This is a genomic window from Psychrobacter lutiphocae DSM 21542 (assembly GCF_000382145.1).
Lineage (GTDB): Bacteria > Pseudomonadota > Gammaproteobacteria > Pseudomonadales > Moraxellaceae > Psychrobacter > Psychrobacter lutiphocae.
On sequence record NZ_KB907640.1, the window covers coordinates 1 to 13,776 of the forward strand.

The following is a 13,776-nucleotide window of genomic DNA, read 5'->3' on the forward strand; positions in this document are numbered from 1 at the left end:
TCATGCTGTGGTTGTTATGGATGGTGCTCTATGGCATCAACCAAGTTTAAACCTACATAATGTGACGATGCTTAAATTACCCCCTTATTCACCTGAGTTAAATCCATCTGAACAGGTGTGGTCGTATTTGAAACAACATTGGTTATCCAATAGGTGTTTTGATGGTTATGAGGCTATTGTTGATGCTGCTTGCAAGGCTTGGAATAGACTTTGTTCCAAGCCCGAGCTCATTCAGTCTATAACTTCTCGTGATTGGATTGGTTTATAGGTTTATTTATGGAATTGGTATTATTTCAGGACGGAAAAGAAGACACAAAAAAGCCGCCCCAATTTGGGAGCGGCTTTTAGTAGCTATCAGCCTTTACTCATACTAATTAGCGATTAGCGGGTTTAACACCCAAACTAATTAGTCTAAGAACGAGAAGCTTTCAATTGGCATATCCGTCATAGAAGAGCTTGGTGCGACCATGCTCTCAGCGTGACCTGATGTGCGTGGTAAGATCTTATCAAAGAAGAACTCAGCGGTGTGAATCTTCGCTTGATAGAACTCAGGCGCTTCAGTGCCACCATTTTCTAGCTTGTCATAAGCAACCGCTGCCATACGTGCCCAATGGTATGCCATCATCACATAGCCTGAGTACATTAGGTAATCAACAGAAGCGGCAGAGATGATTTCACGGTCTTTACGCGCGCTTAGCATTAAGCGGACAGTTAACGTGTTCCACTCGGCACATAGCTTAGTTAATGCCCATACGAATTTACGCATGTTTTTGTCTAGTGCGTATTCACCACACCACTTCATGATGCTGGCAGTGTAGTCACGGATGATCTTACCTTTTGACTGTAAAATTACTTTACGGCCTAGTAGGTCAAGTGCTTGTACGCCAGTGGTACCTTCGTATAAGGTTGAGATGCGTGCATCACGGGCGATAAGCTCCATACCCCATTCTTTGATATAGCCATGACCGCCATAGATTTGCTGACCTTCTTTGGCCGCTTCAATCGCAAGCTCAGTTAAGAAGCCTTTTAGGATTGGCGTGTAGAAGCCTAGCTTGTCATCCCACTTTTCAAACTCTTCGTTGTTATCTTCAGCAACGCCTTGAGACATCTTGTCTGCATAACGAGCAGCATGATAAATCATTGAGCGGCCGCCTTCAGCGAACGACTTCATGGTCAATAGCATACGGCGTACGTCAGCATGGTTGATAATCGCATCTGCTACTTTTTCTGGCTCTTTAGTACCAGATAGAGTACGCATTGAACGACGCTCTTTGGCATAAGGTAGCGCATTTTGGAACGCAAGCTCACAATGGGCTAAGCCTTGGATACCGGTACCGATACGCGCTGTGTTCATAAAGGTGAACATGGCTTTTAGACCACGGTTTGGCTCACCAATTAGGTAGCCGGTTGCACCATCGAAGTTTAGAACACAGGTTGCTGATGAGGCGATACCCATTTTGTGTTCAATCGAACCACAAGTTACGCCGTTGCGATCGCCAGCTTCGCCTTCGTTGTTTGGAATAAACTTAGGTACGATAAATAGAGAGATACCACGTGTGCCTTCTGGCGCATCTGGTAGACGAGCAAGTACAATGTGAATGATGTTGTCAGTTAGGTCATGCTCACCACTTGAGATGAAGATTTTGGTACCGTTAATTTTGTAAGTACCGTCTTCTTGTGGTTCCGCTTTGGTTTTTACTTGACCTAAGTCTGTACCAGCTTGTGGCTCAGTTAAGCACATGGTGCCAGACCAAGTACCTTCAACAAGTTTTGGTAAATAGGTGTCTTTTTGCTCTTCAGTACCGTACTGCATTAGGGTGTTGATACAGCCAGTGGTTAAGCCTGGGTACATAGCCCATGGCCAGTTTGCAGTACCAATCATTTCTGCTTTGATTAGGTTAAGTGACATAGGTAAGTTCATACCGCCGTATTCTTCTGGGTACGAAATACCTTGCCAGCCGCCTTCGACAAATTGATCATATGCTTCTTTAAAGCCTTTAGGGGTGGTTACCACGCCATTTTCAAAGTGGCAGCCTTCAGCATCTGCTGGCTGATACAGTGGGCTAATCACGTTTTCGGCAAAGTCAGCCATGCCTTGTAGGATCATATCAACCGTTTCAGGGTCTGCGTTTTCGCCGTTACTTAAATCTTTGTAATGCGTTTGATAATCAAAAACGTCATTTAACAAAAATTTCATATCACGAAGGGGAGCTTTATAACTTAACATAATGGAGTCTCTTTCATATTAGAAGTGTCGCAGTAAAACATTATCTGTCCATGATAATGTCAGTATCATCATTGATTTTAGTATAAGCGCAATTGATATAAAAACCTATGACTTATAACGATTATTCATAAGTGAATAAGTGTACCATAACCATAAGCTGTCTGTTATAGATAAACTGAAGTTTAATGAAAGCTTTAGGTTATAGGATTTATAGCAGGGCTGCTACATTTTGATGTTGTTAAAATGTCAGTTTAGGTTTTTAATTTGTACTGTTGCATTTTTTTAGTACATTGTTCACTTTCTTATTGCATTGTTGGGAGGTGTTGCTATGCACTCAACTTGGTTAAGACAGCCGCTGATGAGCTTTGAAACAAAGTTTTTTGAGCGCTATATTGCTTCCTCAAAGTAGCGCTTACAGTCTCTTGTTGGAGTACAATGTCCACTGTGGCTTTGATGCCTCAAGATATCCAAAGTGATCAAACATAAAGCTAACTATAACAGCAGGTGGGTATCAACAGCCACACCAGTCCAGCGCTGAAAGCTTAAAGCGGCTTGCCCAATCAACATCCCATAGCCTTCAGCTACTTGCGCCCCTTGCTGCTGAAAATGGGTTAAAAATGGCAAATCTCTGCCATACATCATGTCATAGGCATAGTCACAGCTTAGCGTCTCATCTAAGGGTAAGGTTTGTGTTGACAATCCGATGGAGGTGGCATTAATGATAATATCAAATCGACCTGTCAATGCCTCAAGCGCACAACTTTGAGGCTGACTTTTGGCAATAATATTGCTGGCTGAACACAGTTCATCTAGCATAGCCTCTGCCTTGCTTAGGGTGCGATTGGCAATGGTAATATGAGCCACGCCAGCTTCTATTAATGGCAATATCACGCCACGAGAAGCACCGCCAGCGCCCAAGATAGCAATTTTAGCCTCTTGGAGAGGCCAGTCTAACTGTAATAGATGATTGACCAAACCTTGTCCATCTGTATTGTCACCATAAAGCTTGCCATCTTTGAGCAGTAAGGTATTAACGGCACCAGCGACTTTGGCGTGTTCTGATAAGTCACCATCTTTGGCACAAAGGGTATAAGCTTCCTGTTTAAAAGGTACCGTCACGTTAGCCCCAGTTCCACCACCGTTAAAAAATGCCTCGACTACGGCATGGAAGCTTTCGGGATGATCTGGGCAGTATTGACGGTGGTATCGAATATCTAGTTTGGCTTGTTTGGCAAAGGCTTGGTGAATTTTAGGAGACTTGCTGTGTGCAATCGGATTACCAATGACGATAAAGTGTTGGGTTGTGGTCTGTGTCATAAGAATGCTCATGATTGTTAAATACTAATGCAGATATTAACATATTTGTCACTTAAACAGAGTGCATAACAAAGCTGCTAAGCAAGTGACAGAGATGGGCAATGTTTTTACCAAGCTTCATGCTTTTTCCACTATGCAATAACCAGGCTTTTGGATACACTAGGCTATTGTTTCCTCAGCAACAGGTTAAACACTCATAAAATAAGTAAAAGGTGGTAAGTGAATGGTTTTTAGCAAGGTAGTAACGGTCAGCCAACTGCGTTTTGTCGGGTCAGCGATTACCCGTTTGGGGGCAATTGGTCTGGCTGCTTGTCTATTAATGACAGGATGTGGTAAGACTGAGCAGGTGACAACTGCCGTTGATACAAGTGCTGAAGGTAAGTCATCAGAGCAGGTGATTGCAGAGACAGAGGTGGCCAACAATGAGTTGTTAGCCGAGCAAGGTGAAGGTGAAATTGAGGTTGCACCTGAACAAACAACGCCTGGGAGTCCTCGTACACCGGTCAGCTATGATGTCAGAAACTGGCAAGCAGATAACAAAGAAGATTTGTCTTTAGACGATTTAAATCAAATCAAAAACAAATTTGGCAAGGTTATTGTTACCGATGAGAACAGCCTAGATTATGCTAGTAACAGCGCAGTGAAATATCGCTTTGCTAGAGGTGATCAGCCTTATTTGGATATTATAGATTCAGATGCGTACCTAGAGATCGGCTGGTACTATGCCAATCCAGATGACTCAGACAGTGAAAAACAAATAAGTGTGGATCATGCTAAAAAAGCCTATCAGGTCGCAACTGCCTTAATGGGTGATGAAGGTGGGCGCTTAGTTGCCAATATGTTGGCCGGACAAGTGGTCAAACACAAAACCATTGAAGAAATGCAAGTTGAGTTGGCCAAATGTGAATTTTACAGCTGTATGTTGGTGTTTAACAAAAACAGTTAGTCGTACAAATAGGTGATGCGACAGATAAGTTAAGCGAATGCGACAAATAAGCGAATGGGGCAAATAACAGATGCAGGTGGACACAACACAGCGGACTGACGCATCATGATCTGGTATCAACTTAGTGCGACAGGCTTGCTGCCCTTCTCAGATAAGCAGCCAGATGGGAAATCAGCAGCGCCTATCAAAGCTTCTTTACTAGCGCAATCTAACACCTCGTTAACAGAGCACGCCAACCACCCATCAACCCTTATAGCGCCAATGTTACGGGGCTTGGCGTATGGGGATGGTTTTTTTACCACCATCGGCGTGGATCAGGGTCAGCTATTATGGCAGTCCTATCACCAGCAGCGGGTGCAGCAGCACTGTCAGGCGCTACAACTATGCTATCCTTCTGCCATCGAGCAACAGCTTTGGTATTATGCCAGTCAATTGGCGCAACAGGCAGTGCATGGCATTGTCAAAATCATCATCTCTCGGCAAACGCAAACTCTGCGAGGCTATGCCTATGATCCAGAGCTAAGCCACAATACGTGTTTGATTTGGTTGGGGGTGACGGCCACTGCGCCGTTGGCTGACGCTCATGCACCCTTTTTATCGCCTCAGTCAGGACAGGTAATCTTGCAACAGCCGCCCGTTATGGCCACTTGCTTGAGCGCTCGTCTTGCCAGTATGCCTGCGCCTTTAGCCGGGCTAAAAAGCTTAAATCGCCTTGATGGGGTGATGATCGCTGGTGAGTTACAACGTCACAAGTTGACCTATCCTGATCTGGCAGAGGGTTTGGTTGCAGACTTGGTGGGCAACTGGACAGAAGGGGTAATGAGTAATGTGTTCTACCAATTGCATTCAGATGAGACGGTTTGGTACACGCCACCGCTTGATGCAGCCGGAGTTAAAGGGGTGATGCGGCAGGTCATTATGGATCAGATGAAGGCACAAGGCCGGCCAGTGATTGAGCGTACATTGCAAAACGGGGATTTACTTGATGTCAGTACCATGTTTTTTTGTAATGCGGTGCGTGGAGTGATGCCGGTACATACTTTATTGCTGGGTGATCAGAGGTTGGCGTTGTCGGTGTCAGGGTTTGAAACTCGTTAATACTTATAACTTGCGATAGCGACCATTACCCAAAAATTCAATCAGACCTTTATCTCGTAATATCTGTAATTGCTGTCTTATTTTATCCTTAATGTGGTTGTTGTTTGGATAGCGCAATTGCAGATAGTCGGCAAAGCGATACGCATCTTGTAAGTTGAAATGAGTCGGTAGCTTATCAACACAACGCATCATATCTAGTGTCCAGCCACGACTGAGGCTTTTTTGGTTACGTAAAAATAACGTCTTTTGGAACTGTTCCGTAACTTGTTCATTGGGCATTGGTTGTTGATTTTTTACCAAAAACACTTTGCCAAGCTCAGGTACTTTTTTAAGATTAATATTACACCCAACCCATCCTGCTCGTCTGGCAGTCGCTGGTAATGGTGGACGTTCGATAATCATATCCGCTGTAAAAAAGTGTTTAGGAATGATTAAAAAGTTATTAACGATGAATTCAGGTGAATAGGTTAAAAAGAAAAAGTTAGGATTATTATCACTGTGAATACGTGCCATCATGGTTGCATAAGCACCATCATTGATAATATAACTCAATTTAGCTTTCTTACTTTTTAACTCATATTGTTCGGCACAGCTTTGGCAATAAAAATCGGCAACTGGCTGGTTGTTAGCAAACTCAGATAACGGTTGATTGCCACAGTTCGGGCAATAGCCTTCTCGACTGACCCAATCCTCACTTAACACTCTTATAATTTGACTGGCTGATTTGTAGCTTTTAGCCAAGCTTTGGTTAAACTGTAAGTTCATACCTACCTCCTTCAAACAGCGTTTTTTTGACAAATATCTTGTTTATACACAAAGTTTATCTGCCAAACCACCCACAAGATAACTCAGATGCCGAATCACCATTGAATAACTAGCGTATCAGTGCTAAATTCTAGCAAACATTTACCTCGTGAGTGGCTATGAGTGATTCTAATCCAAAAAAAATCGATGGGCAATTGACAACGAGTGCTACTGAAAACACAGTGCAACCTGATAGTCAGATGCAACAAGCTGATAAAGACCTAGCAGAGTCTGACACTGTACCCCCCAGTGTAGCAGCGCCAACAGAGCAGACGGATAGCACGCTGACCGATATGACTTCTGCTGATTTTGACCAGCAGCAAGACAGCGTATCTGCCAAACCTGAGACACAGTCTGAGTCTAATAGTCAGCTAGAACCTGAAAAGCAGACTGAAGCTGAAAAGCAGACTGAGCTAGACAGCAAGACAGTCGCCAAAACTGATGTATCTTTAGTCTGTGATGACCACCTTGTCCACAAAGAACCACCGCCAGCAGTGACATCTAGATTTGGATATCAGTTACGACTGGTGTTAGGGCTGATGCTGGCTTTTGTATTGGCGATGGGTTATCAAACTTTTTTTGGTCATTCCAAGCAGCCAGCAGGTGAGCTAACAGTGGCTGAAGGGCAAAGTTATTACGGCTTTTTACCACAATTTCAACGTGATGTACCTATGTTCTCTGCAAGCTTAGCCAAATTATATATTCGATTTGCAGTGACTGATCCGTTACATGCAGGCACTTATGACGTGCCAGAAAACGCCAGTTTGGTACAGTTAATTAAGTCATTTCAGCAAGGTCAAAAAATACAGATGCTCACTGTCCAGATTATCGAGGGTAAGCGGGCTGCTGACTTGTATCAAGTATTGGCAAATATCGAAGGTATTAGCTTACAAGTGCTTAGCCCTAAAGGCGTGCCACAAGAGAACTTAAAGCAGGCATTAGGTATTGATGCCTTCACACCCGAAGGTGAGTTTGTAGACAATCTGGAAGGTTGGTTTGCGCCGAACACCTATCATTATGCACCAGGAACGACGGACAAGCAGATTTTAACGGATCTTTATCGTAGGCAGCAAAAAACCCTAGACGAAGCTTGGGAAAATCGAGATCCTGACCTGCCTTATAAGACACCTTATGAAGCCTTGATTATGGCGTCTATTATCGAAAAAGAAACCAGCGTTCCCAGTGAGCGCAATTTGGTCTCTGCGGTGTTTGTGAATCGCATCAATCAAGGGATGCGCCTGCAAACAGATCCGACCATTATTTATGGTATGGGTGATCGCTATGATGGCAATATCCGCCGTAAAGATATCAATGAAAAAACTGCCTATAATACCTATCAAATAGACGGCCTACCGCCAACCCCAATTGCGTTGCCGTCACAGGCTTCTATTGAAGCGGCGATGCACCCAGCAGATAGTGATGCGTTATACTTTGTGGCCACAGGTACAGGTGGTCACAAATTTAGTAAAACGCTGGCTGAACATAATCGAGCGGTACAAGAGTATCTTAGGGTAATGCGTGAAAAAAAGCGCAATGAGCAAGTTACTCAACCTACGCAAGATGCCAGTTTACAAGAGATGAGTACGCACAACACGCAAAGTGAGCCAGCATCAAATACACCATAACAATACATCGTAGAAAAAGAGAGTTATTTATGTCAGAGGCAAAACAAGCCGCTAGGTTTATTAGCTTTGAGGGTACTGAAGGCGTGGGAAAAAGTACGGCTATTGCTAACTTGTGTGCTCAATTAGACTCGGTAGGCATTCGTTATATTAAAACCCGTGAGCCAGGTGGTAGTACCTTTGCAGAGCAGTTACGTGCGCTGCTACTGGATGTAAATACTCAAATTGATGATGATACTGAGCTGCTGTTGATGTTTGCCGCTCGTAGTGATCATGTACAGCGGGTTATCTTGCCAGCATTGACTGCTGGGCAGTGGGTGATTTGTGATCGTTTTGTTGATTCAAGTGTTGCTTACCAAGGCTATGGGCGTGGGCAGGGTGAGATACAGATGCTGGATAAGATTGACAGCTTGATTGCTAACTTTGTACCCAGATTGCCAGATTTGACCTTGTGGCTTGATATGCCAGTGCAAGAAGGCATACAGCGGGCGTATCAGCGCAGTGCCGCAGATCGCTTTGAGCAAGAGCAGTTAGATTTTTTTGAGCGGGTATATGAGGGCTTCTATCAGCAACAACAAGCCCATTCACAGCGAATTAAACGGGTAGATGCCAGTGGTGATGCCAAGCAGGTATCAAGGCGTGTGTGGGACTTGGTGCAACCGCTTTTATCATAAGCAGTAACAGCTGTCTTTGGCTGTGATTATCTTTGATTAACAAATGCAAAAAATAAGCCAGATTAATCTGGCTTATTTTTTTATAACTGATTTTTTCAAGTACTTATTTTGGTCTGTCTTTTTGCAGGTCACTACCTTTAAGTCATAGATTTTAGATACCTTGTTATTGATACCTACCATGAGCTATGACTCATCTGACTTATTGCTTTTAGCTTTTAACTGAGTGTCGGGTAGGCGCTCAGGATCTAGTGAGCCATCAGCCTGTCTGGGCGCTTGTGAGTTACCATTATCTTGTGACTGAATTAACTTTACGGAGCCTGCCCCCTGCTTTTGTATTGATTGCTCAAGCTTATTTGCTAGATCTGTTTCAAGTGCCGTTGTTGGTACAGTGGTCGATTTTTTCTCAGTAGCCTTAGCTTGGCTTGAGTCAGTCTCAGCTGTAATAGCCATTGTAGCAATTGTTGCTGTTGCTACGGCGCCAGAGGGCTTATTTTTAGATTGAGCATCAGCATTTGTTTCATCCGAGTCTTTTTCATAGCTAGGGTCACGTACATCCTCAGAAGAGGGCTCTTTACGTTTTTCAGGGGCTTTTGAAGTTGAGGAAAACTGAGTGTTTGCACGCTCACGAGCCTGTTTTTGCTTTTCTGTCACATCCACATCTTTTGGTTGTATTTCATCCTCTATTACTAACGCCACAAGTTTGTGATCTTTGGTAATTTGGTTTTCTGAGCTGTCAGTAATGACGTTCAGATGGCCTTCTTTATCAATGGTGAATAACGGTACATACTGTTTGTTGTCAGCCTGATATTGGGTGTAGCTATAACTGTCGGTGATATTGGTGATTTTTACACGAGCTTTTTTCGATAGCATGCTTGCCATCTTGGTGTAAGTAACATCTTTACCGAACAACCAGCGTGATTTGAAGTTTGTGCGGCGTGACTCCCGATCTGCTTTGGTTTTATCTTCGGTAAATTTAAGACGATAAATTTTTTGTTCTCCAAATTCATGACGGTAGTGCAATTCAGACAGAGTGTTCATTTCTTTGTCAGTACTCATTGCAAACAAATGACCGATACCAATTAAATCTAAATGACGATCTGCATGATCTGAGATAGGGTTACCAAAGTAGGTACGTAGTCCTGCCATACGTGCTTTGGCTATATTGGTATAATTATTATGTGCAACAAGGACATCCAAGCCTTGATCCTGTAAGGCCTCAGCGACTTTTAATGCCACAGGATTAGAGCCGACAATGAGCACTCCATTACTGGCAGGCTCGCGCACGCCAAGTAGGTTGCCGACCATTTTTGCGCCCAGACCCTGAATCAGTACGGTACCCATAATGACGATAAATACTAAGGGAACTAATAGCTCAACCCCTTGAATATCATATTCTTTTAGACGAATTGCAAATAATGAGGAGATGGCAGCCGCCACAATACCGCGGGGGCCAATCCAACTGATCATCATTTTTTCAGAAGACTTTAAGTTAGATCCCATCGAAGACGCCCACACTGATAATGGACGAGCGACAAACATCACAATTGCCAATAGTATCAAGCCTTGAAAGCCAACACTAAATAAGCTGTTTAGCTCAACACGGGCAGCCAATACGATAAATAGCACCGAGATTAATAAAACAGTCAGCGACTCGTTAAACTCAAGAATTTGCTCACGTGGGAAGCCTTTCCAGTTGGCTAAAGCAACCCCCATTACCGTCACTGTCAATAAGCCAGACTCATGCTCTAAATGGTTAGAGATAGAGAAAAGTAACAGTACAAATGCAAGTGTAAAGACATTGTGTAAAAACTCTGGCAGCATATGGCGTTTGATAAGATTGGCTAGCACAAAGGCACCAAACATACCAATGATAGAGGCGATAATGACAATCTGAGCGAAGAGGAAGATACTGTTAGCTTCACCGCCTGAGATGATATATTCATAGACCAAGACCACAGCAATAGCGCCGACTGGATCAATAATGATACCTTCCCATTTTAAGATGTTAGAGATGGTTTTATTGGGTCGCACACTACGTAGCAAAGGCATGATAACTGTTGGCCCGGTGACACAGACTAAGGAGCCAAAGAGCAAGGCAATTAACGGGTCAACATCAAACAATAGGTAGGTGGAGAGGGCGACAATGGCAATGGTAATAACGACACCGACTGAGACCAGCATTTGTACCACTTTGCCGTGTTGCTTAATCTCTTCAAACTCTAAGGTAAGTGAACCTTCAAATAAAATAATAGCCACGCCTAGCGAGATAAAGGGAAATAGCAAGTCTCCAAGCACAACATCTGGATCAAAGTAGTGCATGATGGGACCGACAAAGATGCCAATCAGTAATAAAAATAAAATAGATGGCTGTTTTAAATACCAAGCGAGCCATTGTGCTGCAATGCCAAGCCCAACCACGCCAGATAATAATAAGGCGGTATCCATGAAAAATTCCTTGTGTTTGCAAGACATCATTACGATGTCGTTTTGTATCAGCTATGGTGCAGGCTTGTTTTAGGGGGTATCTTCAGTTTGTATCACTATCTTTTCAAAATAAAGGCACGTCCCAAGCCTGTTGTTTAAAAACCAGCTGCAAAATAAACACTGTCAAAAAAAGCCTAGTGAGTGAGGATACGCCTAGGCTCTGCTGATAATCAGTTATGTATTCAACATCTTGTATTTATTTAACGTCTTAATTGTTCTAGGTTGTGCAAAAATGACCTACCACTGTTAATATTTATCATTAATTGCATCTTAAAGCTTAATTCACAGAGCGTATTAACCAGGCTAAAGTTATGGTAGTTGCTAAGTGGTTGTTGTTAAGTTTACAGGATAATTATGATAATTAACGAGGGGTTAGTAAAAAAAACGGTCAAAAATAAGAGAGTCTGCGTGTTATGATATCATGAAATACCAAGATAAAGTGACCCCTAAAAAGTGACTGTTAAATGAGTCTCACCTTATGCTTAGAGCAAGGTTTAAGTTGGTATTGAAAGTCAGCTATCAAGCAGTGTCGCTTACACAGTGTTTACTAAACTAAAAAGCAACCGTAATCAGGGTGTGTGAAAGCTGTGCTATAAAGGATAGTCAAATTAGAGAAATCGCTTAAAATTAGGTTAAATGAGAGATGCGGTTTCAACCAAAGAAATGATTTAAATAAAAAAGTTACTTTATAAAGCACCTGATATATTATTTTTATTCGGAGAATAACGACAATGCAACAGATAAAAAAAGGGATGTTACGCCAAATAGGTGATAAGCAGTCCTCAAAACAGTTGGCTTTTCAAAAAAAGCCACTTCAATCTTTACTAATGGGCTCAGCGTTGACGCTTAGTAGTCTTGGCTTGAGTATGGGAGGGTTAGCAACAGGCTTAACACTAGCTGCTACCAGCATCTTGCCAACCACAGCACAAGCAGCAGTAGTTGCATCAGACTTTTCAGATTTAGTAGAGCAGGTAACACCTGGTGTTGCTCGTGTTAATGTGGTCAAACAGGTCAGTGAAGAGGAGCTTGCCAAAGCTCAGACTGCTGAACTGCTACGCCAGTTTTTTGGAGATCGGGTACGTATTCCTGGAGCACAAAGAGCACCAGCTATTGAATACAGCTATGGTACAGCTTTCTTTGTTACTTCAGATGGTTATCTATTGACCAATCATCACGTCATAGCAGATGCAGATAAGATTACAATCACTTTAAAAGATCGTACTGAGCTTGATGCAACCTTGGTTGGGAGTGATGAACGTTCAGACGTGGCTGTGTTGAAGGTTGAGCCTGTAAGCGGAAAATCTTATCCAGCATTACCTATGGGTGACTCTAGCAAGATACGGGTAGGAGAGCCTGTGTTGGCTATTGGTTCACCGTTTGGCTTTGACTACTCTGCATCGGCAGGTATTGTCAGTGCCAACTCACGCAACTTCTCTCGCAATACTAGTGTGCCTTTCATTCAGACAGATGTTGCGTTAAATCCAGGTAACTCAGGAGGCCCTTTATTTAATAGAAATGGTGAGGTTATCGGCATTAACTCGCGAATCTTTAGCGGTACAGGCGGATATATGGGATTGTCTTTTTCAATCCCTATTAATGAGGCCGTTAATATTTACCAACAGTTAAAACAGACTGGTGTGGTCTCACGAGCATATCTTGGTGTATTTCCCCAAGATATAGATCGCAACTTAGCGGAAGCTTATGGGCTGAGTAAGCCACAAGGGGCGCTACTGATTAAAATATCTCCAGAGTCACCAGCCGAAAAATCAGGCTTGCAGACAGGGGATATCATTACCCATTATAACGGTAAGCTTATCTTAGAGGCAGCTGATCTGGTGAATGAGGTGGGGCGCACTAAGCCTGGTGATCGCTTTAGTGCGAAAGTGCTACGTAATGGTAAAACCATGACTATTACTGGTCAAGTAGCGTCATATCCAGGTGATGTCGTGTCAGATACCAATGCTAAGGCTAACGATACTAGGTTGCGCTTGGGCATTAGTATTCAAGCTATTCCACGTGCAAGTCAAGCTCAGCTTGGTGCAACAGGAGTATTAATTACTGAGGTAGATCCAACTGGTCTGGCAGCACGTGCAGGCTTACGTCCTGGTGATGTAATTACCAACTTGCATCAAAAGCCGATTGCTAGCATTGAAGACTTCCAAAGAGCCTTAGCACAGCTTCCTAGAGAAGGGGTGGTGACCATTGAGGTCATTCGTCAAGGTATTCCAGCGATTATAGGTCTGCGCTTGAGCTAACAGCTGATCCGCATTTAAGCGAGATTAAGGATACGCCTTAGCAGGTGATGTATTAGGTGTTCATTAAGCCAATACTATTAAAACGGTTAGGCTAACTCCCCTTCCTTTTGTAAAGCAAGGGTCGGGGATCGACTTTTGGTAAGAATACCCCTAAATCTCTGAGGAGGAATAAAGCAAAGCACTGCTTTGCCTCGGTGTAAGAGAAAATCTATGATTTCCTATACTGAAAAAGGGGGAGTTGCCATCTTTTTAAAAACTTTGCAATAGGTGAGCTAAAGATGCAGCCAATAAAGCGTGTTAGCTGCTCTTATTAGCAAGACAAAAACAAAGCAACGCAAAATAAACAGGC

10 protein-coding genes are annotated in these 13,776 nt (G+C 43.1%); 6 read left to right on the forward strand and 4 right to left on the reverse strand.

Annotated elements, in window-relative coordinates; all coding sequences use genetic code 11:
- A partial coding sequence (locus H140_RS0108140; protein WP_019673166.1) for a transposase occupies nucleotides 1-268 on the forward strand: 268 nt, incomplete at its 5' end.
- Between the two features lie 138 nt (nucleotides 269-406).
- On the opposite strand, the gene H140_RS0108145 is transcribed toward H140_RS0108140, so the two are convergent.
- Nucleotides 407-2,227, reverse strand: coding sequence for an acyl-CoA dehydrogenase C-terminal domain-containing protein (locus tag H140_RS0108145; protein WP_019673167.1), 1,821 nt, complete (start codon nucleotides 2,225-2,227; stop codon nucleotides 407-409).
- Nucleotides 2,228-2,719: 492 nt separating this feature from the next.
- Entirely contained in the window at nucleotides 2,720-3,544 is an 825-nt protein-coding gene (aroE, locus tag H140_RS0108150; protein ID WP_019673168.1) for a shikimate dehydrogenase, read from the reverse strand.
- Nucleotides 3,545-3,767: 223 nt separating this feature from the next.
- On the opposite strand from aroE, the gene H140_RS0108155 reads away from it, so the two are divergent.
- Together H140_RS0108155 and H140_RS0108160 are read left to right on the forward strand one after the other, a co-directional pair.
- On the forward strand, nucleotides 3,768-4,490 hold the full coding sequence (locus H140_RS0108155; RefSeq protein ID WP_019673169.1) for a hypothetical protein: 723 nt from the start codon (nucleotides 3,768-3,770) through the stop codon (nucleotides 4,488-4,490).
- 105 nt (nucleotides 4,491-4,595) lie between these two features.
- Nucleotides 4,596-5,588 (forward strand): aminotransferase class IV, encoded by a 993-nt coding sequence (locus H140_RS0108160; protein WP_019673170.1) that lies wholly within the window; start codon nucleotides 4,596-4,598, stop codon nucleotides 5,586-5,588.
- 3 nt (nucleotides 5,589-5,591) lie between these two features.
- Here H140_RS0108160 and H140_RS0108165 read toward each other — a convergent pair whose 3' ends face one another.
- Nucleotides 5,592-6,353 (reverse strand): DpnI domain-containing protein, encoded by a 762-nt coding sequence (locus H140_RS0108165; protein ID WP_019673171.1) that lies wholly within the window; start codon nucleotides 6,351-6,353, stop codon nucleotides 5,592-5,594.
- 158 nt (nucleotides 6,354-6,511) lie between these two features.
- Between H140_RS0108165 and mltG the strand changes: the two genes are divergently transcribed.
- Both mltG and tmk read left to right on the forward strand, forming a co-directional pair.
- Nucleotides 6,512-8,017, forward strand: coding sequence for an endolytic transglycosylase MltG (gene mltG, locus H140_RS14265; protein ID WP_019673172.1), 1,506 nt, complete (start codon nucleotides 6,512-6,514; stop codon nucleotides 8,015-8,017).
- A gap of 29 nt (nucleotides 8,018-8,046) precedes the next feature.
- Nucleotides 8,047-8,688: a dTMP kinase gene (gene tmk, locus H140_RS0108175; RefSeq protein ID WP_019673173.1), complete on the forward strand. Its 642-nt coding sequence runs from the start codon at nucleotides 8,047-8,049 to the stop codon at nucleotides 8,686-8,688.
- Nucleotides 8,689-8,871: 183 nt separating this feature from the next.
- Here tmk and H140_RS0108180 read toward each other — a convergent pair whose 3' ends face one another.
- On the reverse strand, nucleotides 8,872-11,133 hold the full coding sequence (locus H140_RS0108180) for a cation:proton antiporter domain-containing protein (protein ID WP_019673174.1): 2,262 nt from the start codon (nucleotides 11,131-11,133) through the stop codon (nucleotides 8,872-8,874).
- Between the two features lie 866 nt (nucleotides 11,134-11,999).
- Here H140_RS0108180 and H140_RS0108185 point away from each other — a divergent pair.
- Nucleotides 12,000-13,427: a Do family serine endopeptidase gene (locus H140_RS0108185; protein WP_156819131.1), complete on the forward strand. Its 1,428-nt coding sequence runs from the start codon at nucleotides 12,000-12,002 to the stop codon at nucleotides 13,425-13,427.
- The last annotated feature ends 349 nt before the right edge of the window (nucleotides 13,428-13,776 follow it).